Source organism: Bacillus sp. mrc49, from assembly GCF_002803435.1.
The window spans coordinates 35,551-59,483 of record NZ_PHNG01000800.1; the positions used below are offsets into that span (position 1 = coordinate 35,551).

23 protein-coding genes, 1 pseudogene and 2 riboswitches are annotated in these 23,933 nt (G+C 43.1%); of the genes and pseudogenes, 14 read left to right on the top strand and 10 right to left on the bottom strand.

Translation table 11 applies throughout. From position 1 onward, the window contains the following. The first annotated feature begins 367 nt into the window (after nucleotides 1–367). On the top strand, nucleotides 368–979 hold the full coding sequence (locus tag CVN76_RS26500; protein ID WP_100533698.1) for a DedA family protein: 612 nt from the start codon (nucleotides 368–370) through the stop codon (nucleotides 977–979). 45 nt (nucleotides 980–1,024) lie between these two features. Here CVN76_RS26500 and CVN76_RS26505 read toward each other — a convergent pair whose 3' ends face one another. Beyond that, on the bottom strand, nucleotides 1,025–1,192 hold the full coding sequence (locus tag CVN76_RS26505; protein WP_081092470.1) for a YjcZ family sporulation protein: 168 nt from the start codon (nucleotides 1,190–1,192) through the stop codon (nucleotides 1,025–1,027). Between the two features lie 204 nt (nucleotides 1,193–1,396). Here CVN76_RS26505 and CVN76_RS26510 point away from each other — a divergent pair, with 204 nt between their 5' ends. From CVN76_RS26510 to CVN76_RS26525, 5 genes are all read left to right on the top strand, one after another. After that, nucleotides 1,397–2,152 carry a metallophosphoesterase family protein gene (locus CVN76_RS26510; protein WP_232732482.1) on the top strand — a complete coding sequence of 252 codons (756 nt, stop codon included), beginning with the start codon at nucleotides 1,397–1,399 and terminating at the stop codon, nucleotides 2,150–2,152. Nucleotides 2,153–2,250: 98 nt separating this feature from the next. Continuing rightward, on the top strand, nucleotides 2,251–2,382 hold the full coding sequence (locus CVN76_RS32200) for a hypothetical protein (protein WP_269800080.1): 132 nt from the start codon (nucleotides 2,251–2,253) through the stop codon (nucleotides 2,380–2,382). A 137-nt stretch (nucleotides 2,383–2,519) separates the two neighbouring features. Beyond that, the gene (locus CVN76_RS26515) at nucleotides 2,520–3,449 is read left to right on the top strand and encodes a cation diffusion facilitator family transporter (RefSeq protein ID WP_100533699.1); all 930 of its coding nucleotides are present in this window, start codon (nucleotides 2,520–2,522) and stop codon (nucleotides 3,447–3,449) included. 224 nt (nucleotides 3,450–3,673) lie between these two features. Beyond that, nucleotides 3,674–4,363, top strand: coding sequence for a response regulator transcription factor (locus CVN76_RS26520; RefSeq protein ID WP_061142994.1), 690 nt, complete (start codon nucleotides 3,674–3,676; stop codon nucleotides 4,361–4,363). Beyond that, nucleotides 4,353–5,783, top strand: a complete 1,431-nt coding sequence (locus CVN76_RS26525; protein WP_232732508.1) for a HAMP domain-containing sensor histidine kinase — start codon at nucleotides 4,353–4,355, stop codon at nucleotides 5,781–5,783. The genes CVN76_RS26520 and CVN76_RS26525 overlap by 11 nt, the downstream gene beginning before the upstream one ends. 61 nt (nucleotides 5,784–5,844) lie before the next feature. Here CVN76_RS26525 and spx read toward each other — a convergent pair whose 3' ends face one another. Continuing rightward, nucleotides 5,845–6,240 carry a transcriptional regulator Spx gene (spx, locus tag CVN76_RS26530; RefSeq protein WP_057912582.1) on the bottom strand — a complete coding sequence of 132 codons (396 nt, stop codon included), beginning with the start codon at nucleotides 6,238–6,240 and terminating at the stop codon, nucleotides 5,845–5,847. Between the two features lie 260 nt (nucleotides 6,241–6,500). On the opposite strand from spx, the gene modB reads away from it, so the two are divergent. The 3 genes from modB (at nucleotide 6,501) to CVN76_RS26545 (ending at nucleotide 8,195) form a co-directional block, all read left to right on the top strand. Beyond that, nucleotides 6,501–7,154, top strand: coding sequence for a molybdate ABC transporter permease subunit (modB, locus tag CVN76_RS26535; protein WP_100533701.1), 654 nt, complete (start codon nucleotides 6,501–6,503; stop codon nucleotides 7,152–7,154). 153 nt (nucleotides 7,155–7,307) lie between these two features. Beyond that, the gene (locus CVN76_RS26540; RefSeq protein WP_100533702.1) at nucleotides 7,308–7,799 is read left to right on the top strand and encodes a hypothetical protein; all 492 of its coding nucleotides are present in this window, start codon (nucleotides 7,308–7,310) and stop codon (nucleotides 7,797–7,799) included. Nucleotides 7,800–7,997: 198 nt separating this feature from the next. Then, nucleotides 7,998–8,195 carry a cold-shock protein gene (locus CVN76_RS26545; RefSeq protein ID WP_028393295.1) on the top strand — a complete coding sequence of 66 codons (198 nt, stop codon included), beginning with the start codon at nucleotides 7,998–8,000 and terminating at the stop codon, nucleotides 8,193–8,195. A gap of 62 nt (nucleotides 8,196–8,257) precedes the next feature. Here the strand turns inward: CVN76_RS26545 and CVN76_RS26550 are convergent, their stop codons facing one another. From CVN76_RS26550 to CVN76_RS26565, 4 genes are all read right to left on the bottom strand, one after another. After that, entirely contained in the window at nucleotides 8,258–8,425 is a 168-nt protein-coding gene (locus CVN76_RS26550; protein WP_157805811.1) for a hypothetical protein, read from the bottom strand. A 111-nt stretch (nucleotides 8,426–8,536) separates the two neighbouring features. Further along, entirely contained in the window at nucleotides 8,537–8,956 is a 420-nt protein-coding gene (locus CVN76_RS26555) for a flavodoxin domain-containing protein (RefSeq protein WP_100533704.1), read from the bottom strand. Further along, a complete protein-coding gene (locus tag CVN76_RS26560; RefSeq protein ID WP_100533705.1) occupies nucleotides 8,946–9,998 on the bottom strand; it encodes a ribonucleotide-diphosphate reductase subunit beta in 1,053 nt (350 codons plus the stop codon). Before CVN76_RS26560 ends, CVN76_RS26555 begins: the two co-directional genes overlap by 11 nt. Before the next feature lie 45 nt (nucleotides 9,999–10,043). Continuing rightward, the gene (locus tag CVN76_RS26565; RefSeq protein WP_100533706.1) at nucleotides 10,044–12,341 is read right to left on the bottom strand and encodes a ribonucleoside-diphosphate reductase subunit alpha; all 2,298 of its coding nucleotides are present in this window, start codon (nucleotides 12,339–12,341) and stop codon (nucleotides 10,044–10,046) included. Nucleotides 12,342–12,477: 136 nt separating this feature from the next. Then, nucleotides 12,478–12,657: riboswitch (cobalamin riboswitch) on the bottom strand. A gap of 294 nt (nucleotides 12,658–12,951) precedes the next feature. Here CVN76_RS26565 and CVN76_RS26570 point away from each other — a divergent pair. After that, on the top strand, nucleotides 12,952–13,881 hold the full coding sequence (locus tag CVN76_RS26570; protein ID WP_100533707.1) for a manganese-dependent inorganic pyrophosphatase: 930 nt from the start codon (nucleotides 12,952–12,954) through the stop codon (nucleotides 13,879–13,881). Nucleotides 13,882–13,968: 87 nt separating this feature from the next. Here the strand turns inward: CVN76_RS26570 and CVN76_RS31280 are convergent, their stop codons facing one another. The 3 genes and pseudogenes from CVN76_RS31280 to CVN76_RS26585 form a co-directional block, all read right to left on the bottom strand. Continuing rightward, nucleotides 13,969–14,115, bottom strand: a complete 147-nt coding sequence (locus tag CVN76_RS31280; protein WP_155645510.1) for a hypothetical protein — start codon at nucleotides 14,113–14,115, stop codon at nucleotides 13,969–13,971. An 86-nt stretch (nucleotides 14,116–14,201) separates the two neighbouring features. After that, nucleotides 14,202–15,284: pseudogene (locus CVN76_RS26575) on the bottom strand (SulP family inorganic anion transporter). Between the two features lie 777 nt (nucleotides 15,285–16,061). After that, nucleotides 16,062–16,152, bottom strand: a riboswitch (cyclic di-GMP riboswitch). 815 nt (nucleotides 16,153–16,967) lie between these two features. Then, nucleotides 16,968–18,179 (bottom strand): MFS transporter, encoded by a 1,212-nt coding sequence (locus tag CVN76_RS26585; protein ID WP_100533708.1) that lies wholly within the window; start codon nucleotides 18,177–18,179, stop codon nucleotides 16,968–16,970. A 192-nt stretch (nucleotides 18,180–18,371) separates the two neighbouring features. Here CVN76_RS26585 and CVN76_RS26590 point away from each other — a divergent pair, with 192 nt between their 5' ends. Beyond that, entirely contained in the window at nucleotides 18,372–19,679 is a 1,308-nt protein-coding gene (locus CVN76_RS26590) for a CitMHS family transporter (RefSeq protein WP_100533709.1), read from the top strand. 167 nt (nucleotides 19,680–19,846) lie between these two features. After that, nucleotides 19,847–20,479: a superoxide dismutase family protein gene (locus CVN76_RS26595; RefSeq protein WP_157805812.1), complete on the top strand. Its 633-nt coding sequence runs from the start codon at nucleotides 19,847–19,849 to the stop codon at nucleotides 20,477–20,479. A 390-nt stretch (nucleotides 20,480–20,869) separates the two neighbouring features. Here CVN76_RS26595 and trhO read toward each other — a convergent pair whose 3' ends face one another. Then, nucleotides 20,870–21,835 carry an oxygen-dependent tRNA uridine(34) hydroxylase TrhO gene (gene trhO, locus CVN76_RS26600; protein WP_100533711.1) on the bottom strand — a complete coding sequence of 322 codons (966 nt, stop codon included), beginning with the start codon at nucleotides 21,833–21,835 and terminating at the stop codon, nucleotides 20,870–20,872. A gap of 140 nt (nucleotides 21,836–21,975) precedes the next feature. Between trhO and CVN76_RS26605 the strand changes: the two genes are divergently transcribed. Both CVN76_RS26605 and CVN76_RS26610 read left to right on the top strand, forming a co-directional pair. Beyond that, on the top strand, nucleotides 21,976–23,040 hold the full coding sequence (locus CVN76_RS26605) for a nitronate monooxygenase (protein WP_100533712.1): 1,065 nt from the start codon (nucleotides 21,976–21,978) through the stop codon (nucleotides 23,038–23,040). After that, entirely contained in the window at nucleotides 23,012–23,467 is a 456-nt protein-coding gene (locus tag CVN76_RS26610) for a GNAT family N-acetyltransferase (RefSeq protein ID WP_100533713.1), read from the top strand. Before CVN76_RS26605 ends, CVN76_RS26610 begins: the two co-directional genes overlap by 29 nt. Nucleotides 23,468–23,933 lie beyond the last annotated feature (466 nt).

Below are 23,933 nucleotides of genomic sequence, written 5' to 3' on the forward strand. Positions count from 1 at the left end.
AAAACCCCGGCTTAACAGAAAAAAGCTTGGGGTGGATCCATGTGGATTTTTTATAAAAAGCCAGGAACTTGTAGGAGATGCTGTCTGTATTTTGCAGGCGGCATTTCTTTGTTAAAATGGTCGGTCATCTATCTTTCCCCTTTGCGTTTCACATCTTTTAATAAAATATTAAATCAATGAAGGAAAGCTTCACACGTCAATGCAATAGTCCTTCTTAAGAAACATGGTAACCCATCAGTAGATTATGAAAAATTGTGATAGAACTTGTGATACAATGGAAATTGTCCTTTTTGAAATCAAGGGCTTCGCCGATTCGATCCAGGCGGAGCTTTATTATATGTAATAAGGCGGAAATGGGGAAATCTCAATGGAAACTATAATAATGGATATGATTGAAGCGTTTAAATCTTTATCTTATTTCGGTGTGATGCTGGCTTTGACCTTTGAATTCATTCCTGCTGAAATAGTATTGCCGCTGGCAGGTTACTGGGTTTATCAAGGTGATATGAATTTATACTTGACCATTCTTGCCGGTTCGATTGGTGGGGTAACGGGACCGCTGACGCTTTATGCTTTAGGAAAATATGGCGGGAGACCGCTCGTGTTGAAGTTTGGGAAATATTTTTTGATTAAAGAAGAGCAGTTGAATAAGGCGGATCGATTCTTTGAAAGGTATGGCGGGGGAATTGCCTTTTTTGGAAGATTTGTACCGGGAATCCGTACAGCCGTATCGCTTCCATGCGGAATGCTGAAAATGAATGTTTGGAAGTTCATTTTATTCACCTATTTGGCGATGCTCCCTGTTACAAGCGTTTATGTTTATTTAGGATATAAGTTAGGTCCTAGATGGGAACAGGCAGGAGCCATCTTTTCCCAATATGCGAATTTCCTGCTTATCCCGATTGCACTTATCGTCATTTGGTTCATTATGAAGGCTCAAAAACAAAAGCAAAGACAAAAACTGAAAGTCCATCAATAATAAAGAAGGCGCCATGAACTGGCGCCTTTTTCATTTATGTTTTTATTAGCAGAATCCGCCGTAACCGCCGCCACCATAGCCGCCGCCGCCAAATCCCCAACTGCATCCAATGATGACTAATAAGATGAATAATACGATCAGTAAAGCGAAGCCGTTATCGAAACCGCCGTAGCCGCCACCGCCGCCACAACAATCGTTACCATTTCCACCCATTTAATTTCCTCCTCATACTTTTTATGAATTTCATACCTAGCAAAACATCTTTACCGGGAATACTTCATACTATGTATTCTAGGCCGAAGTGTTTGCTGATTCATTAAAAATGGGCGTTGGTAGATCAGGGGAAATAAGCCCTAATATTTCTATGATTTCGGTATGAATGTTATAATATACCATGCGAATGATGGAGGAAGGGAGATGAAGTTTGTTATGAAGGTTGCCCTTATAACGGATGTTCATGGAAACGCTTCAGCATTAAAAGCCGTACTCAATGAAATCGATCAAATGGATGAAATAGCCCATATCTATTGTTTAGGGGATATGGTCGGGATTGGTCCGGCGACAAATGAAGTTCTGGAACTTTTATTTTCCAGGAAGGATCTATCGATGCTGACCGGAAATCATGATGAAGCCGTATTGGCCATCATAAATGGGGAGCCGCATCCTGAAGGACACATTCATGTCAGGGAGCATCATGAATGGATAGCGAATAGAATGCATCCGGAATTCATCACCAAACTTGAAGAGTTGCCCCGCACCATTAAGCATACCATTTACGAACACTCCGTTTACTTCACTCATTACCACATTGAATCGAAAAAATTGAATGAGCATATAAGCAAAAACCCATTTAGTAAAATCGTTGAACCGTCATTAGCGAATTTAGAAAGCCTATTTAATGACCATCATCACGAACTAATTGGCTTTGGACATCATCACCCAACCCATCATTTTAAAAACGATCGAACGATATTCCTCAATCCGGGATCTCTTGGCTGTACGGTTGAACCAATAGCCCCTTATGCGATTGTTACGATAGAAAAAACAGGAATTCAGGTAGATCTTGAGCAGGTTTCCTATGATAATTCATCGTTCCTATTGTCGTATAAAAGCCTGCAAGTACCCGAGCATGATTTCATCATTCGTGCTTTCCATGGCGGGCAGAAGGTTTGATGCGTTTAACCACCATGGAATATGGGAAATTATCCAGCATAAAGGTACAGGCCTGGGGATACGATAATAGGCAAAACAATCAATGTTGGAGGTAGGTCATGAAAGAAAAAGAACGGGTGAAAAATCCAGAGCAAGAAGAGATTCAGCAGCATAGTCTTGTCTGTAATAATGAATTATTCAATAAAAATCTGTATGCCATTGTCGATGATGCGATGCAAGAAGAAAGGTAGAGGGGAAAAGCGCTGCAGGAAATGTCTGTAGCGCTTATTTTTAGTTTTTTGAATGATTGAAGGAAAAGGAATCATTTGAAACCATTCTGAATTTATCCCATACTATATAATAATTCAAATCCGGGAGGAGGGATGGGATGGGACATCATCATGGGCACGCTCATGATCATGGGCATGGTCACCACCACCATCATTCAAATAATAAAAAAGTGTTGTTGGCATCTTTCATATTGATCTCCACATTTATGGTTGTCGAGGTTATAGGAGGATTCTTGACAAATAGTCTGGCGTTATTGTCGGATGCAGGGCACATGCTTAGCGATGCGGCAGCTTTAGGGCTTAGTTATACAGCGATAAGGCTGGGGGAAAGGAAGGCGACATCCTCCAAATCATATGGATATAAACGATTTGAAATCATCGCGGCATGCTTGAATGGATTGACCCTGATCGTAATATCCATCTTCATTTTCGTCGAGGCAATCAAGAGGTTCGTGAATCCTCCCGAGGTGCAAAGCCTGGGAATGCTGATGATTTCAATCATTGGTCTACTCGTTAACGTCATTGCCGCATGGATTTTGATGAGCGGGGATAAGGAAGAGAATTTGAATGTACGGAGTGCCTTTTTACATGTGATTGGTGATATGCTTGGTTCTGTCGGCGCCATTGCTGCTGCACTCTTGATCTATTTCTTCGATTGGGGAATAGCAGATCCGATTGCAAGCGTCATAGTTGCGTTCCTAATTATCATAAGCGGTTATAGGGTAGTAAGGGATTCCTTCCATATCTTGATGGAGGGTACACCTGATCAAGTTGATGTGGACGATGTAAAAACATCTTTGCTTGAATTGGGCAGTGTATCAAATGTCCATGATCTTCATATTTGGACCATTACCTCGGGTTTTTTGACCATGAGCTGCCATGTTGTCATAGATGGGAGCGGCAATCACGATGCAGTTTTAGCTGAAGCGCAAAAACTGCTTCACGATCAGTTTGGAATTGAACATAGCACGATTCAAGTGGAAAGGCAGGATGCGGGCTGTCCGAATCCACACGAGACATGCAATTAAAAAGATGACTGGCTCCAACCTGAGCCAGTCTCTTAAAGGTGTCCATTACATAATGGGACAAGGAGTTATATTGGAAAATATAAAGTGAAACGCCTGATGATTTTGCCGCGAACATACTCCTGACACATTTAAAGGGTAGGATGGAGGGAAAAAGCCCTGATGGTTGCAATCGTTACCATAGATAAATCGAATTAACTATAATTACAGGAAGGAGGAATCCATAAATGAAGAAGATCTTAATAATAGAAGATGAAATTTCCATTTCAATGGTGTTGAAAGCATATTTAGAGCGTGAAGGTTTTGAAGTCATCCAAGTGTACGACGGGCTGAAGGCGATTCCGGTTTTTGAGGAGACGGACCCAGATCTCGTTTTGTTGGATGTCATGCTGCCGGGAAAGGAGGGCTGGGATATATTGAAGGATATCCGTGAGGACGATGCATGCCCGGTTATCATGCTGACGGCACTGAACGATGTCGATTACCGATTATCCGGCTTTAAATCAGGTGCGGATGATTACATCTCCAAACCCTTTGTAGCAGAGGAAGTCGTTGCCCGGGTACATGCCGTTTTAAGAAGGTCAAGCATCCCGGCCGGGGATGCAGGTCATGTACATGAGTTCGGGAGCTTAATCATCGATGATCAGTCTTATTCGGTACAATTGAATCGGGAGGAGATAAGCTTGACGCCGCGTGATTTGTCGTTGCTCATTTTTTTCGCGAAGCATCCCAATCAAATCTTCACGAGAGAGCAGCTTCTCGATCAAGTGTGGGGCATGGATTATGATGGCAGTGATCGTGCCGTGGATCTCGCAATCAAACGAATTAGAAAGGCCATCGATGCATGGCCTGCAACTGAAGGGGAAATCAAAACATTGCGTGGATTGGGGTATCAATTGAGTGTCTATGAAAATTAAAAAAAGAACTACTTTACAACGCTATTGGACGAAAAGGTACGTAATGACCTTGATTTCAGGCTTAATATTATTGTCTGTCTTTTCATTATGGTGGATGGAAAAAACAGCATTGGAATATAGGCTAAGCCTTCTTAAGTATTTAGCTGATGAAACTTCCGACAGGGCGATAAAGGAAAATGGCCAGATTGTCGTCGGTCCGGTCCTTTCGGAGATTGTCGAGGAAAGGGAGAAAATCCTTCACTTGAACCAGCAGCCCATCATATATATCGTCGATCCTGATGGCAGCATCATTTATACGATGCCTCAATTGTATATTGATCCAGATGAAAATAAACTACCGGACGTCATCATGAAAAATACGGAACTCATTCAAAAGGTCAAGATTTCCGATAATAAAGTATATGTCGTCAAATCCCCGATTACTTTTGAGGACAAGACGCGAGGCTGGGTGGTCATTGCCCAGGAAGAAGGAGCTTTAAAGGAAATCAACCAAGATCATGGCTTATTGGCGATCATGATTGGAGGCTTGTTGATTTTGGGGACAGGGGTCATTTATTTTCTTTCGCGGCAGATTTCCCGGCCCATCCAAGATGTAGCGAACGCAGCAGTTGAAGTTCGTGAAGGCAACTATGATATTCATTTCAAAGAGGAAGAGGAAATCAAGGAAGAAGAAATTTATGAACTGATAAAATCATTTAAGGAAATGACGAATCGACTGAAGGTCATGGAGAAGTTAAGGGCGGAATTGCTTGCAGGAGTGACCCATGATTTGAAAACCCCGGTCACTTCCATTAGCGGACTGATACAAGCGGTTAAAGATGATGTCGTAACGGGTGATCAGAGTAAGGAGTTCCTGGATATTTCCTTAAAAGAAACCCAAAGGCTTCAAGGCATGATAGAGGATTTGCTTAATTATAATGCCATCTCGGCAGGTGCATTCAAGATTCGTTTGCAAAAAGAAAATATCAATATATTCATTCAGGAGATCGCCTATCGCTGGCAGGTGACGCAGGATGATGAGCAATCGTTCGCGCTCGATGTAAAAGTTCCTGATGACCCCCTCTACGGTCAAATAGATTCCTTGCGAATGCAGCAAATCGTCATTAACCTTTTGAACAATGCCAGGCATGCACTTGATGGCAACGGGAAAATCACGATTGATCTTTATGAAAAAGATGATGGCCAAATCTGCATTGATGTACAGGACAGCGGCCGAGGAATCCCTGAACATGAACAGCAGTATGTTTTCGAACCATTTTACAGAGGTGAAAACAAAAAACTGAAGGTGCGTGGTTTAGGCTTGGGATTGCCATTCAGTAAGATGCTCGCCAAAGCACAAAAAGGTGATCTTATACTGAAGGATAGCAATCAGCAAGGTACTACCTTTATGATCATCCTAGAGAAAACGGATCAAGTTTAAAAAAAGGGTTGTCCAAATTACTGGACAACCCTCTTATTTAACAATGGATATGGGATGGTGCTTAAGCCAATTGGCTGATTGCCCGCCATAATTGTACATGACGGACCTTCCTTGGAAGGAAGCGGCCCATTTCTTCTTCGTTATACCCAGCATGCAGGTTCTTATGATCGAATATGATCGGGCGGCGAAGTAAATCTGGATTATCTTGAATAAGCTTGCAAAGATCATTAAGTGGTGTATTATTTATATCGATATTCAGGCTTTTGAATTTTTTGGAGCGAGTCGATATGATTTCATCTGTACCGCCCTCCGTCTTACGTAATATCTCTTTTATTTCTTCTATAGATAGAGGTTGAGAATATAGGTTGCGTTCATTGTAGGAAATTTCGTTTTTCTTAAGCCAAGCTTTTGCTTTACGACAGGCTAGACTGCTTGGAGTAGTATAAATTGTTACCATTTAAAATCGACTCCTTCAAGTTTTCAAAGTTTTAAAGTTTATTGGAATGAAAAATATTTTTCTATTTGTGATACCCTTACTTTAACCGTCCTATGTGTCAGCAAGATGTCAAGAAAAATAAACTTAAAAGTTATTTCAAAAAGAAAGGAAGAAATTGAAATGAAAGCTGCCTTTGCAGATAAAGATCCTTCGGTGTCGACCATGACGTACAAGGACTTACATAAGCTGATGATCATTGATACCAAAGAGGGGATAGCGGCATGACAGAGGGCTTTTGGTCTCCTGTTCAGCTATCGATACAGGTGGCTGGGCTAGCAGGCATCATTGTTTTCATTTTTGGAATCATCCTAGCGCGAATCATGGCCAGAAAAAAATTCAGGGGAAAGGTCCTGTTGGAAACCATATTTTTATTGCCGCTTGTCCTGCCGCCCTCTGTCGTCGGCTTTTTATTGATTGTGGTTTTTGGCAAAAATGGACTCCCGGGTAAAATCATTGAAACCATCTTTAATCAGCCCTTAATGTTCACGTGGTGGGCGGCAGTCATTGCATCTGCGGTGGTGGCTTTTCCACTGATGTACCAATCCGCAAAAACGGGCTTTGAAGATATAGATGAAGAAATTGAACATGCAGCAATGGTTGACGGGGCAGGGCAGTTGAGGTTGTTCCTGTTCGTATCGCTCCCCTTGGCGGCCAAATCCATCGTTACTGGAACGATATTGAGTTTTGCACGTGCATTGGGGGAATTCGGTGCGACATTAATGTTTGCCGGAAATATTCCCGGACAGACACAAACGATACCTACTGCTATATATATTGCCATGGATTCCGGGAATATGACGTTAGCCTGGCTATGGGTTGCCATCATCATTGCCATTTCTTTCATTATGCTTTTTGCCGTTACGTATATTAAATGAGACGCATTTTTTGCCTGCTTAAACTGAAGGCTTGAAAGAGGCGTACCCGGAATCAAAGTTCCCGCTTAGGCCTGCCTGGAGGGAGATTATTGTTTCTTATCAGTCTGTGTTATAATCGACAAACAAGATGAACTAATGAAATGAGGAAGAAATTTGTTAACATTTGAAGAAAAATTAAGCATTATCGAGACTTTCACGGAGTTACAGCGAAAAGACGTTTCATTGGGGCGTGTGAACTTCCATTATCCAGAAAGCGTTCAGGAGAAAAAGATAGTCGTTCAGCACTTGCATCCCAATGGCAATGGTTTCGTTTATGCAGGACATATGAGAAAAAAAGACACAGACCGTAAAGGGTTCATCAATATACGTGACTATGAGGAAGCGGAATTAAAGGAATTGATCCGGAAAAGCATGGACTATCTATCTGAACCTGCGATTGAAATCGAAGAGGAGGATAACGAGTTCGCTAGGTTGGAAGGCACTTGGATTGGCAGGGAAAAACAAGAGCTTTCGCTAATCAGGGAAGATCAACTCTGGAACGTGTACTCCGGTTCGAATTTGGAGGAGTGTTTCGAGAGCCCGATCGAGGCAGAGCGCTATTTGCTTGACGAAGGCTTTCGTCAAAGCAGGAAGCGGGAAATGTAGAAATTTAGGATAATTTGTCGCTTGAATTACTGTGATAATCTTGTTTTTTTAGGATTTTCCATGATATAATATGGGTAATTATTTTTGTTCGGAATAAGTTTGATAGATGGATTTACCGTTATAGGATTCCTCTTGAAACATTATCCAGAACCAAAAATAGTAATAAAATGGATTTTTCCAAACACAGGAGGAACTATCATGGTACAAGGTAAAGTAAAATGGTTTAACGCAGAAAAAGGTTTCGGTTTCATCGAAGTTGAAGGCCAAGACGATGTATTCGTACATTTCTCAGCTATCCAAGGCGAAGGCTTCAAAACTCTTGAAGAAGGCCAAGAAGTTTCTTTCGAAATCGAGCAAGGCGCTCGTGGACCACAAGCAGCTAACGTTCAAAAATAATTGAACGCCTATAAAAAAAAGACTCCGTTTTTATGGAGTCTTTTTATTTTTTTCCTTCATGTTCAACCTTCTTTTTTCCTCGACATTTCCTTTAGAACTTTATCCAGTTTTTCCTCAATCCGTTTTGAACGATTAAAATGCCCGGATAGGTAAAACGCGATGAAAATAACGAATGCGACAAGTACCAGCATAAAAACGATGGGCAATAACTGAGCAATAGTAGCGGCCATGATGGTCTCCTTTTTTCCTTCATTATACATCATCCTTTTCCATACCGTGGCAGAATTGTGCCAGGTTTAAACAAACGAAAGGGGATATACGGATCGCATATCCCCCTTCGTTCAATTTTGAAATAATGAGGTAAACTTTTGTAATCTGGACAAGTCTGAATCCTGATACATTTGTTCTATCTTCAAGGTGACCAATAACTGACTCTTGGCAAATAACATGTCCCGAAAATGATCGACCGCTCCACAAAAATGATTGTAGTTCGTTTCGCCAGTCCCAAAGACCCCTGTTTTTAGGGAAGCTATCGGAAGTTGCTCCAGTTCTTCATAAAAGGCAGCCGATTTAGCCGGCAGCTCTCCATTGCCCCAAGTATAGGTACCCACGATCAACGCATCGTAATTCGGCAAAGTGCGTAAATCGAATTCACTCATGCGATATAGTTCAGCGTCAGGCAATAGAGAACCGATGGCCTCGGCGAGCGCTTTCGTATTGCCGCCTGCAGAATGATAAACGATGGCAATCCTATAATTCATCGAACCCATTGCTGGCATTTACTTGACTGTATGTTCTTGATTTTTGTTCGAAGAAATCGGTTTTGGTCAGTCCGATCGATTCATCATCGAAGGTTTTGATCCATGGCATCGGGTTTTCGTCATACTCTTTATACAGATTGTCGAGGCCTAACATGCGCAGCCGTTTGTTGGCGATATATTCGATGTACTCATTGAATTCTTCCAAATCGAGGTCGGCTTTCGTTTGAATGTCCTCAAGCATGTATTCGGACCATTCCTTTTCAAGTTCGACGGCTTTTTCAATCGTTGTGTAGATGAATTTCGTGTTTTCTTCATTATTCAATTCAGGATATTCATACATCAGGATTTGAATGAGCATTCCGATGAAATCGAAATGAACCATCTCGTCACGATGGATGTACGAAATCATCGTAGCCGAACCGGTCATGACATTTTGCCGTCCTAAATTGTAATAAAATGCGAAGGCCAAGTAGAAATAAATCCCCTCGAGGTTTGTTGAATGGATCAAAGCCTCGAATAAGTGCTGAGGGCTTGGATCGTCCACGAAGGTTTGATAGGCATCCACAATCGGCTGATTTCGCTTTATCACTTCCGGATGTTCTTTAATGCGGTCGAAAAGCTGTTTTTGCTTGCCTACCGGGATCAAGGAAGCAAGGATATACGAATAAGATTCATTATGGATCGATTCCTGCTGAGCCATATTGGCAAGGATTGCCTTTGCTGCAGGGTCCTTGATGTATCGAAGGATTTCCACCAAGGTAGGCGTTTGCAGGCTATCCATCCCAGCAATCATCGTCAGGATATCAAGAAAGGCGTCCTGGATATCTTCATCCATTTCTCCCCACTGCTTTTTATCCTGAATCATGTTCACGCTAGATGGCTTCCAAAAATTATTGATGAGCTGTGTATAGGTATCATAGAATTTTTCATACTGAATATCGTTCCAAAGGAGAAAGCCTGAAGCTTCTCCTTTGAAAACACCGGTCGCTTTAGTAGGATGCGTAGGTTCGAGCATCCTGATTTTTTTTATATGATTGGTCATTCGTGAAAACTCCTTTAAAAATAAATTACTGGGTATGAGCGAACGTTAACTTGAACAGCTTTCACACGCATTGTCATATTCGGAAGAAGTCGAACGAACGTAATACGTTGATTTCAAGCCGCTTTCCCAAGCCGTTAAGTGAATATCCAATAAGACTTTCGCTTTGATCGTGTTGTGAACATATAGATTAAAGCTGATCGCCTGGTCAATATGCCTTTGGCGGGCTGCGTTTTGCCTGATGCTTTCCAGCTGATCCAAATTAAAGCGTGTTTTTTTATAATATTCATACGTATTTGGCGTCAAACCAGGTGCCGTTACCTTGAATTTGAAGTTTTTCTTTTCTTCATAAAATTCTATTTCATACAATGGATCGATTCCATCAGTGGAATTGCCGATTTTAGCAGTAGATGAATTAGGGGCAATGGCCATTAAGTAGCCATTACGAGTCCCATGCTCCTGTACGTTCGTTTTTAAATCGAGCCATTTCCGATCCGTATAGTCACGCAGCTCGAAGTATTCCCCTGTGTGCCAATCCGAACCTTCGAAATATGGGTAAGATCCTTTTTCCTTTGCCAACTCGTTGGATGCCTTGATTGTTAAATAAGCGATCTTTTCGTACAATGCATCGGCATAGTGAACGGCCTCGTCGGATTCCCAATAAATATTTTCTGTGGCAAGTAAATGATGCCAGCCAAACGTTCCTAAACCAATTGCCCGGTACCGTTTATTCGAAATCGATGCCTGCTTGACCGGAAGATTATTCACATCAATGACATTATCGAGCATCCTGACTTGAATGGGGATCAATCTTTCCAAAACATCGCTGCCCACTGCACGAGGCAAGTTAATGGATGATAGGTTGCAGACAACGAAATCGCCGCTTTTGCGAACTACAACGACATCGCCATCTTCTGTTTCATATTCATCCGTGATCGTCGTTGGGCTTAGGTTTTGAGCAATTTCGGTGCAGAGGTTGGAGCAATAAATCATCCCTTTATGCTTATTCGGGTTCTTCCGGTTCACTTCATCGCGGTAGAACATATATGGAACGCCTTCTTCTAATTGAGAAATCATGATGCTTTTCATGATGTCCAACGCGTTGATCTTTTCAAAGCTGTAGCTTGGCAGCGTACCATTCTCTACGGCTTCGACAGCAAGAGCATAATGGTTCCTGAAGCTACCTTCGCCTTTTTTCTCGTCATATAGATCTTCAAGTGAGAATCCAAGGGTTTGCTTGACTGTATGCGGGTCAAAAAGGTACCATTCTTTCCTGTCGCGTACAGCCTCCATGAACAAGTCGGGAATGCATACACCCGTGAAAATATCATGTGCCTTTAATCTGTCATCCCCGTTCTGCGTCTTCAAATCGAGGAAGCTCATGATATCTTTATGCCAAGCATCCAAGTATATCGCTATCGCGCCTTTGCGCTGACCTAATTGATCAACACTGACGGCTGTCTGGTTAAATAGCCGGATCCAAGGAGTCGTACCCGAACTATTGCCGGAGAAACCACGGATATCGGAACCAAGTGAGCGAATCTTCCCGACATACAGGCCGACACCGCCGCCGAATTTAGACACCTTGGCAGCATCGTAGTTAGCTAGATAGATGCCGTCGATGGAATCTTCAATGGCGTCGATAAAGCAGGAGCTTAATTGTCCATGCGCTTTACCTGCGTTCGAAAGTGTAGGGGTGGCAACGGTCATATAAAGATTGGACATGGCCCAGTATGCTTCTTTTATAAGTTGCAGGCGGTGCTCCGTTTCTTCCAAACGCATGATTTCCATCGCGATGATCATGAAGCGTTCTTGGGGGAGTTCGTACACTTTGTCTTTTTTGGGACGGGCAAGGTAGCGATCGTTTAGTAGGTAGATGCCTATGTAGGAAAATAGTTTATCCTTTTCAGGGTCGATCACTGAACCAAGTTCTTCAATTTCGGCTTTAGTATAAGATGATAGCAGCTCGGCTTTATAAACTGGATAGCGTTGGCCGTCTTGCAGCTGCGACAGGTCCTGGATAAGGTCATAGAATGGACCATAACTCATGCCTTGATAACCTCGATTGGCCTGTGCATCCCTGTACATCGTATTCAATAGCTCTTTAGCTGCAACGAATGTCCAATCCGGGGCATCGATATCCACGCTCTCAAGAGCAAGCTGAATCAGTTTCTTTGAAGCCTGTTCATCGGTTGAATCACTTTTGCGTTCAAGCCATTTTGTAAAACGCTTTTTGAATTTCTCCATATCGAGACGGCCTTCAAATTCCTTCGACAGCATCTCAAGCTGAAGGGAATTCGTTTCAGTATCATTCTCGCTTATGGTAGAGTTATATGTTTGAGTCATTAAGAATCCTCCTTGTAAACTTCCGGTAATAAAAAAACCGCCCAACGAGTTGAGCGGATCAAACGACAGCATAAAAGAGCCATGAATAAAATAGCCGTTATACGATCGTTTCATCATCTCAATCCCCGAAGAATAAGAACGTGAAAAATTCAAGGCAGGTCTCCTGACTCATGATCATCCTACTTTGAGTCCTTCCCGTATAGTGAGCCATACAGTGGTTCCTCATTTCGTCACATTCACAGTTGCGGGGACAGTTCCGGGTTTGCACCGGATTCCCTTTTCAGCCATCACTGGCACCTTGGATTGTAAAAAATTCTATATATAGTTATCAGTATTGTTTTAATAATCAATATCTAGTATTTCTGCTTATATTATCGTAAGCCATATGCGATGATAATTCAACTAATATATTTGAGAAAAACCAACCCTTATCTATTGACAAAGTGAAGGCAGGGGGAAGGCGAATGAAAGATTTTCTTGGCGAAGTGGCAATTCAAGCACTGAATTTAACGGATTTTGTGTTAAAATGAAGTGTAGCGTAAAGGTGGCATTCCCTTGGTGCGATTTGGGGATTCACGGAAAAATTTTTATGAAAAAGGGGATTTAAATCTTGGATAAAGTATTAGTTTTTGGACATAAAAACCCGGATACAGACACGATTTGTTCCGCAATCGCTTATGCGGATCTGAAAAAGCAATTAGGTATCAATGCTGAACCAGTTCGTCTGGGTGAAGTGAATGGCGAAACTCAATATGCGCTGGACCAATTCAAATTCGATGCTCCTCGTCTTGTCGAAAAAGTGGCAGGGGAGGCGGAGACCGTAATCCTTGTCGATCATAATGAACGCCAGCAAAGTGCTGAGGATATTGACCAAGTCCGTGTGCTGGAGGTTATCGACCATCACCGCATCGCTAACTTTGAAACAAGCGATCCTTTATATTACCGTGCAGAACCGGTAGGCTGTACGGCAACTATTTTAAATAAAATCTATAAAGAAAATGGAATCGAAGTCCCGAAAGCGGTAGCAGGGCTGATGCTATCTGCCATCATTTCCGATTCTTTATTGTTCAAGTCCCCGACCTGCACTGAGCAAGACGTTGCAGCGGCCATGGAGCTGGCTGCCATTGCCGGAGTGAACGCTGAAACTTATGGATTGGAAATGCTGAAGGCAGGAGCTGATTTAAGCGACAAGACGATTGCGCAGCTGATCACTCTTGATGCAAAAGAATTCAGCATGGGAATGGCAAAAGTGGAAATAGCCCAAGTCAATGCTGTAGATCCGAATGAAGTCCTTGCTAAGCAAGCTGAATTGGAAGCGGCGATTGAAGCGGTTATCGGAGTGAAGGAATTGGATTTATTCCTATTCGTCGTTACGGATATCCTGACAAATGATTCTGTAGCCCTAGCTCTTGGAAGAGCAGCGAATGCAGTCGAAAAAGCCTATAACGTTACATTGAACAATAACATCGCCGTTTTGGAAGGCGTGGTCTCGCGCAAAAAACAAATCGTGCCTGTATTAACGGATGTATTCAGTAAATAAGTAAGTGAAAAGGGTGCTGCTGCACCCTTTTTCCATACCCCAAAAAAGACGGAAACATTACGAATGATCATGTTTCCGTCTTTTTGCTTAATTCAAGGAATCCTTTTCCTTTTCATAGGCGATGACAATCAATTCTTTATTCGCTTCCTCGCCAAGCTTGCTTTCAAAGCTTTTCAACTCATCCAATAAATCTGGTGAAAGATTGGCAGCCGTATAATCCTGCTCGGGTGTCATGCTTTTCGCTCCCTTCCATATCGACATATTTCCTGTTATTTATTCTGTCGGTTTTGAAAAGTTCTATTCGCCAGCAAGATCCTTCTTCAGGATATTTTACTAATTGAGCTGGCAAGTTTATCAAGCAATAAGGAGCTTTCCAGATCGAGGCCCTGTACATGTACGGAAATGCCTTGTTGCTTATATTTATGGACAACCGTATCGACAGCAGCGACCGCAGAAGCATCCCATATTTTTGAATGGGAAAAATCAATGATGATCGCATTTACATCATCATTAACTTCGAATTTTGAAACAAAGTCCTGCACCGAAGCAAAAAAGATTTGTCCTCAAATCATTTTTTCTGCCGTTTTTTCAACCGTCACCTTGGATATTTTGGCCGAGAAGAAGATCATGCTCAAGAGCACCCCGGCAAAAACCCCTTTCGACAAATCATGCGTATATAGGACGATGAGGACCGTTACAATCATCACGGCTGCATCCGTCTTTGGCGCTTTCTAGTTCCTCTTTAATGAAGACCAGTCAAATGTACCGATGGAAACCATGAACATGACAGCAACGAGTGCAGACATGGGGATTTTTATTAGGACGCCATTCAATGCGGAACGCGCCTGCCCCAAATGTGGAAAGCCTGCCTCTTTTTGATTCCGGATTGCCCGATCATCGCACATCCGCCAGGAATAACGATGGCCAAAGTCTCGAATGTCAAAGGGACGTCCGGTAGCATGAATATGGGGAGCGCTTCGGTAAATTGCCCTATATCCCCAACCGTACGTCCCGTCACCCCGGTGGATATGGCGGCGATCGTCATCAATACGATGGCAACGAGGGGGGAAGGGAGCCTTCGTAAGCAGCGGAAAAAGATGAATGATCGCTAATGATACGGCGGTCATGACATACATGATCCAAGATTCACCTACGAAATGGGTAAGCTGTGCAGTGAAAATCAATAAGGCTAAAGAATTTACAAAACCAGTCAATATCGTTGCAGCAAGTAAATGGTTTAGGCCATGATCTTTCACAAGGTCGACCATGACGAGTGCCATTGCTCCAGTGGCAGCAGAAATCATTCCCGGCCTTCCGCCGACAAAAGAGATGACGATGGCAATGCAGAGTGAGGCGTATAGACCGACCATTGGGTCAACTCCAGCAATGATCGAAAACGCAATGCACTACGGGATCAATGCCAAGGCAACGACAATACCCGAAAGAACGTTGCCGCGGACGTTGCCGAACCATTCTTGTTTGTATGCGGATATATTCATGAAATAATGTTTGCTTTTTTTACGCTCTAAATTATAGCAGGAGACCATCTTTCAATCTAATGGTAATTGATTTGAACGTTCTGAGCTATCCAGGGGGGATGACATCATTAGTGAGGCGGGGCAAATCACATTGGATTTAAAGGATAGGAGTTTCCGGAGGATTGAATCACTTACGCATACAATCCCTCGTTCGTTATTGAAGCGGGTGTATGGATGAAAACAAGGGGTGCTTCATGCAGATAAGTGAAAAGCTATCACCTTATAAAGGTATTAAATTGATAGAAATCGCTTGTTGAATGGCAAGTAGGTTAGGTTTTACCTAAAAACATTCCCCTCCTGACACCTGACATGAATCTGGTGCAGCATCAACGTATGAAAGGAAGGGAACAGTCATGGTATAAGGGATCATTCCTCATGCTTGATGCTGGACTTGCATATTGGGCATGACACTTCCTTATAATGTTTGAACGTGATTTTTCGAAGGTCGCTTCTGGTCAGTATGGCAAAAACATGATATCTTTTGCCGCATGCACACGTATTTTTGTCTTTAACGATGTGCCGCTCATCCGTATTAGCTGAATAAATGGTTGGAAAAAACATATAAAACCCTCTTTTTTTTAATGTTAGGCAAATTAAAAAGGGGCAAGAAATAAATAATTAAACAATCTAATCAAGATAAATCTTGGCGGCCCGGCTGCCATGACAACTAAGTCGTTGGTTTAGGCCCGTGGCTTTGCGTCTTTTATTTTCATAAAATTTGCCTATTAATTATCTTAACATAAAATGACAAGCGATTATGAAAGGTTGAATAAATACTTTGATGAATGTCACGTCTGCCTGCTACTTGAACCTCTCTTTACAAGGAGTGCAGGTAATCTCCTCCATGGGCTTGAAAACAACTCGCTTCAAATCTTTTTTCTCGACTATCCGTCGATAATTATGGATAATGCCACATTCGCAATAACGCTGATTTTTGATGATGTGTACTTTTGAATAAAATGTGAAAGTCGGGTACATGAGTAGCTCCTTATAAATGGGTATAATATACTAGGTATATTATACTATTAATGAGTGGTTCTTGAGAACTGATTTTATTGGAATATGGGATTGAACGAAGTAGCATGGTGGATTTTTTGAAGGATTTTCAGCGGATTTTATCACTGCAATGGCTGGACTTCACATTCATTTTACATGTATAAGTTCCTTTTACTTGAAAAATCTTGACAGTCTCATTGCCCTGCACTTCTGCATTGAAAACTCGCGAGTAAAGCTATCTATGTCGCGAATAAAGTTCTCCATTTAAGCAGAAAGCTGCTGAAAATGCGAGACGCACACCCAATTCGAGAGTAAAACAGCAAAACCCCAGAGTAAGGAGCCCAGACTCAAAGAAAACGGCTGTATTTTTGCAAAAGAAGGATCCGATTTAAAGATGTGATAAGCGGAGAAAGGTTATATGAACTGTTTTATCGAGGGGAGTGGAACCTAAAGAAGATGCTGCCTGAAAAATACAGGCAGCATCTTCTTAAAGTTGAGTAGTTTTCATTATAAAGTCCACTTTTGTTGGGACGCAGGCGCTTATAGTAAGTATTAGTGGGAACGGGCCAACTCTGGGTTACGGTGCATCGCGAAATAAAGGACCAGTCCGGCGATAAGGAGCAATGTGCTGGTCGTGATGAAAACAGCGGAGAATCCATAGAAGCCAGCTACCATTCCGCCCATTGCAGGTCCGATGATATTGCCTAAAAATCGAAGACTTGTATTGTAGCCAAGTACTTCCCCTTGCATGGATACGGGCGCTTCCTGGCGGATATACGCGATCCTTACCGGGATGATGCCGCCTATGGCTATGCCTAATAGGAATCGGACAAAAACGAGCTGCCAAAACTGATCGATGAAAGCGCCAGGCAAGTAAACGAGTGCTGTCAGGAAAAGTAGCAGCACAAGGACCTTCACATGACCGTGCCTGTCGCCTATTTTGCCCCAATGACGCGCCATCAGTAGATTTCCCAGTCCTGCCGCGGAAAAGGCGATCCCAGAATAAAATCCTAGATTCGAAGTCCCGTGCAGCTCGCCGACGTACAAAGAAAGAATCGGCTGGATGCTGAAGTGGGCAACTTGAACAAGTGTTGAAATGAGCATGATATTGACGAGAATTGGGTTTCGCAGGATATGAGAGAGAACCTCCCTGCTTGTGTAGCTCGATTTTGTTCCCTGCTGCCTTTCCATTTGGTATTCCTTCGTTGCAATGACAAGAAGGCCAGAAATGAAAATGGTGATCGAGGTGAACTTAAAGGCAGTGGAGTAGCCGACGGTGTCGGCAAGGATGCCTCCAAGCAATGGACCGAAAAGCGAGCCAGTTATATTCCCCGTTTGCAGCGTCCCGAGTACGCGGCCAGCAATTTCTTTCGGAGTCTGGGTCGAAATGAAAGCCTGTGACATTGAAATGAAGCCAGTGAATATCCCCGTGAACATCCTTAAAATGAATAGCTGCCAAACATTTTCAACGAATCCCATCAAGAAAATGGACAGTCCCATCCCGAAGGCACAAGCGATCAAGATTTTCTTTCTGCCATACCGATCGCCAATTCGTCCCCAAACCGGAGAAAATAAGAAAGCAGTCACAAAGGTGATTCCGAATGTCCACCCTGACCAATGCTGGATATATTGTGTCGAATAATTGCCGAATGTACCAATGTATAAAGAGATGAATGGAAGAACCATCGTCATGCTGCCGCCGATGAAGAAGTTGGCGAACCACATGATGGACAAGTTTCGTTTAGCTATTTGATGTTGTTTCATTTTACACTCAACACTTCTTTCCTCAGAAAATACTTCGGGTTCCTAAATAATAGTATACAGAATTTAACTAATTTATTAAATGATTTTGCTTTTTGTATAGAAAAACAGGTTTTGTAATGAATGAACGGATGTTATAATTTTAAAATGTTTAATTTTTCAGAAAATTAAAATTCGGTTGGAAGGGGTTTTAAATTGTTAACTATATTGGGGTTTTGCATGATTTTTACGTTCCTTGTCTTGGTCATCACAAAGCGATTATCTGTCGTCGTGGCTTTTATCTTCACGGCAATCGCCTTTGGTTTGATAGGCGGTTTTGCCTCCGAGATGGGAGATATGATGGTGGCGGGGATACTAAAGGTGGCACCAACAGCGGTGATGATCGTTTTTGCCATATTATATTTTGGTTTGATGATTGACGTTGGATTGTTTCAGCCCATGATTGGGAAGATCTTGAGCTTTGTAAAAGGAGATCCGCTAAAAGTTGTCATGGCAACGGCCATCATTACGATATTGGTAGGCTTGGATGGAGACGGTTCTTCTACATTCATGATCAGCGTTTCGGCCATGCTGCCGCTTTATCTGAAACTAGGGATGAATAGACTCGTCTTGGCCTGTGTCGTCGGCTTAGGAGCGGGTGTCATGAATATGATACCTTGGGGAGGGCCCTTGGTCAGAGCGGCAGCCAGCCTTCAGGTTGAAGTATCGGATTTATTCATTCCGCTCATTCCCGTCATGATTTGCGGATTATTATGGACGCTTTTTTCAGCATATATCCTCGGTAAAAAGGAAAGGGAGAGGTTGGGGGTCTATCCGTTGGAGACGAACCTGCCGCCTGAAATGAGTGAACAGGCAGCTGCCGTTGAAAATGGATCCGGAAAACAAGCCAAGTTATTTTGGTTTAACTGGCTGTTGACGATATTACTGATGGTGATGTTGGTGATGGAAGTGCTTCCAATCCAAGTTTTATTTGCTTCGGCTTTTGCCGTTGCTTTATTCGTTAACTTCCCGAATCCGAAAGAACAGCAGGAAAGACTACTAAGTCATGCCAATAGTTTCGTGCTGATTTGCACACTCATTTTTGCTGCAGGGATTTTTACGGGGGTATTCACGGAAACAAAGATGATGGACTCGATGGCTGCTACCATCGTAACAGTCATTCCGGATTGGCTAGGGGCACATCTGCCGCTCGTTGTGGCGCTTACAAGCCTGCCGATGGGGTTCATTTTTTCACCTGATGCCTATTATTTCGGCATTTTGCCGATCATCAGTGAAACGGCATCGAACTTTGGCATTGCTCCCGCAGAAATAGGAAGGGCCGCTTTGCTGGGGCATTCGACCACAGGGTTCCCTTTATCTCCACTGGTGCCTGCAACCTTCATATTGATTGGCCTTGTTGGTGTGGATTTTTCCGATCACCAAAAATTCCTGTTTAAGTGGGCGTTTGGGACAACCATCGTCATGACCATCGCAGCCATTGCCTTTGGCGTCATTCCTTTGTGATGGATGAGCCAATCAGCCTAAGATGACCAAGGCTTGACTGAGAAGATAGTAAGGCATTCACTTTCACCATTTTAATCTATTTTACCATTTGACCCTCTTTCTGTTTATTCTTCCATATTAGTGGAAAACATTAGGGTAGATGGAAAACGGAAAGAGAGGGAATGATCATGAACTATAAACGAAAGCTTGTGCTGCCCTTGTGTGCTGCCTTTTTACTTTATGGCTGCAATGCAGCGAATGATTCCAATCAGGGTGACAAAAATGTCGAGGACATGAATACGATAGGACAAGGAACCCAAACGGACGCGGATCCACAGGTGAAGGCGGAAGTTAAGGATGTGGAAGGGAAAACACTTGGCACCGTGAATTTTACCGAAGAAGGGAATGCAGTTTTGATCCAGACAGCTTTGGAAGGGCTTGAACCAGGCTACCACGGCTTTCATATTCATGAAAATGCGATTTGTGAAGCAGAGGCTAAGGATGGTCCATTCACTACAGCTGGAGGGCACTTCAATCCAACTGATGAAACGCACTCCCATCATGCGGGCGATATGCCGCCTTTATTTGTAAAAGAGGACGGCACGGCAAAATTTACGGCAACGCTGGATAACATGTCGATCGACCAATTGAAGAAGGAAGAGCTGGCAGTCATCGTTCATGCAAACCCAGACAACTTTGCCAATATTCCAGACCGCTATGAAGCCAATGGACAAGAAGGCCCTGATGAAGATACGTTGAAAACGGGAGATGCTGGCGATAGACAAGCTTGCGGGATAATTGTAAGCGCGGAAGAAAAATAACCATTATTGAAGCAAGGTGCAGGCAATAGGGCTTCGGAATGTTCCCATTCCGAAGCTTTTTGATTTTTATTCAGTTTTTTCTTTTATGTTTAAAGAAGGTTTTTCCTATATTGATATAGAAGTAAAAGAGGAAGTGCAGGGACATCCTAAGGAGAAAAAATTTTAGAGAATCCAATAAGTTGAGATGATCGAAAACATAGATTTGTTTTTGGGGAATAATTTTCGAAGCAAAATGGCATGGACTAGCAAGAAGAACATTTCACGAGTTAATGCGCGAAACCAACTAGTGAAACGCCCCATTCCAAAGAGCAAACTCACTGGAAAATGGTCGGTTTCAGTATAAAAAGAACCCGAATCGGGACCAATGTCCACTGATTCGGGTTCGATGAATCATTTTGCAGCAAGGTCGTCTTCGATCCGCTGCAATCTCTCAGCAACTTCTTCTTCAGAAAGACCATGCTCGACTATATAGCGGTTACGCGGGTGCACACGGCATTCGTGGGAACAGCTGCGCATATGTTTGTGCTCGTTTTCTTCACTGCAAAGGATTTTCTTGTTGCATTCAGGATTGGCACAATTGACATATCGCTCACACGGTTCGCCTGAATAAATATCACGTCCGACGATGATATGTTCTTTTTGATTGATGGGCACGGCGATTCTTTCATCGAATACGTACATTTGACCATCCCAAAGATCACCTTGGACTTCAGGGTCCTTTCCGTAAGTCGCGATTCCGCCATGCAGCTGACCGACATCCTCAAAGCCTTCTTCGACAAGCCAGCCGGAGAATTTTTCACAACGGATGCCGCCTGTACAATACGTCAGGATTTTTTTGCCTTCAAACATTTGTTTATTTTCCCGGACCCAATCCGGAAGTTCACGGAAATTCGTGATATCGGGCTTGATAGCCCCCCTGAAATGGCCTAAATCAAACTCATAGTCATTTCTGGCATCAAGGACAATCGTATCTTCAGCTTGCATTTGTTCGAAAAATTCCTTTGGGCTCAAGTAGCGGCCAGTCGTCCGGTTCGGGTTAATGTCATCTTCCAAGCGGAGCGTGACAAGCTCATTACGCGGACGAACATGCATTTTCTTGAATGCGTGGCCATCGGCTTCATCTATTTTAAACACGATATCGGCAAAGCGGGAATCGCTTTTCATCATGTCCATGTATTGATTGGTTTGTTCAACCGTACCTGAAACAGTCCCGTTGATTCCTTCCGTCGCCACGAGGATCCTGCCTTTTAATTCAAGAGCTTTACAGGCCGCAAGATGCTCGACTGCGAATTCTTCGTGATTCTCGATAGGTACATACAAATAATAAAGTAATACTCTATATGGTTTTGTTTCCATTTTTTTTTACCACCTATGTTTTATATTTGCAAGATATAAAGGGTGATCATTTAGACACTTATCTCTTACAGACAATCATTATACCAAGAAAACGTAAAAATGATAAGAGCATGAATGAAAATCAAAAGGAGTTGTGTGGAATGTTCAAAGATTTATTGAGAAATCCCATCATTCAAGCGCCTATGGCAGGAGGGGCATCGACTCCAAAGCTTGCAGCTGCTGTATCCAATGCGGGAGGGCTGGGATTTTTAGCAGGTGGTTATAAGACTGCAAAAGAGATGAAAGACGAGATTGAGCAGACCCGTCGTTTGACGGAGTTTCCTTTTGGCGTGAATGTTTTTGTACCGGGAAACGAGGCAATTGATGAAACAGCAGTGGCCGCCTATCGTTCAAGAATCGAAAGTGCCGCCAACAGTGTGGGCGCCTCCATCGGTACTGGAGCTGATGATGACGATGATGATTGGGAAAACAAATTGACGGTATTGAAAGAGACCCAGGTCGATTTCATCAGTTTTACCTTTGGGTGTCCTGAATCCCGTGTATTAAGGGACCTTCAAGGCGCTAGTTCGCTCATTGCCGTGACTGTAACCAACCTTCAGGAAGCAAAAAAGGCGGCAGATGCCGGTGCCGACGTTTTATGTGTGCAAGGGATGGAGGCAGGGGGGCATCGAGCCAGCTTTGAAAACAGGACAGAAGACGATTATGGCCTGTTGGTATTAATAAGGATGATTGAAAATGAACTGAACTTGCCGCTCATCGCTGCGGGGGGATTGATGCATGGGAAGGATATCGCTGCGGTGCTCGCTGCGGGAGCAATGGCGGCACAATTGGGGACGGCATTCCTTCGCTGCCCAGAAAGCGGGGCAAGTCCAGTCCATAAGGCAGCACTCAATGATCCGCGGTTTAACCGAACTGCAGTTACCCGGGCTTTTAGCGGCAGGAGGGCACGCGGGTTGGTGAACCACTTTATGGAGGTGAATGATCACGCTGCACCAGCCGCCTATCCATTTGTCCATCACATGACCAAGCAAATGAGGAAAGCGGCAGGGCAGAAAGGCAATCCTGAATTGATGGCTTTATGGGCAGGACAAGGGTATAAGCTTAGCAGGGAAATTCCGGCCGCTGAATTGGTCGAGCTTCTTATGGAAGAGCTAAAATGGGGAGGAGTGGATGGAGATGGAGATAAGGCAGTTATCCATCGGTGAATCCCCGCCGCTGCACCTGTTGCTTTTGGCAGATCCATCAAAGGAAATGGTAGAGGATTACTTGGGTAAAGGGATATGCTTTGTTGCAGAGCGTGACAAGGAAATCCTTGGGGTGTATGTTTTACTGCAAAAAGGAACGGCTATGATGGAGATAAAAAATATCGCAGTGGATGAAAAGCATCATGGAAAAGGAATTGGGAGACAATTGATTGGGCATGCCATTGCCCACGCAAGGGAACAAGGGTATAAATTGATGGAAATCGGCACAGGGAATTCGAGTATTGGACAGCTTGCTTTATACCAAAAATGCGGATTCAGAATAGTTGGAGTCGATCGAGACTTTTTTACTAAACATTATTCCGAGGCATTGTATGAAAATGGAATTCAGTGCCGTGATATGGTTCGCTTGTCACGAAACATTTTGTGAACGGCCATTTTGGATACGACGAAGAAGGAGGGACCAGACAAAATGAGTCTATCTAGATACCGATAGGTCCGACTCGTTCAAAAAGGAAGGATAACATTGTTTAGAAAATCGACGCGAGGAATTCCGTCTTGCTGCTAAGATCCATTCCACCCTTGCAAGGGTGATGCAACTGGACGGCAAAGCTAGCCTCAACTTTTGAATAACTTTCAGTTACTATGGAGTATCCAAAAAACCCAGGTGCTTTGATCAGAAGAGTGTAAACGGATAGAAACAGACGGTTTCCGGAATAATTCTGGGAACTGTCTGTCTTTTTATGGAAAATGGACATGGAAACGCCATCTGAATAAAAAATAAGTACGATATTTCGTTAAATGCTGCAGCATGCAAGTTGAAGTGAGCTTGCATCATCGCTGACACGTGTTGGTAAACGTAAACAACAGCAGCCAGCAGTTAATCAGGACTAATT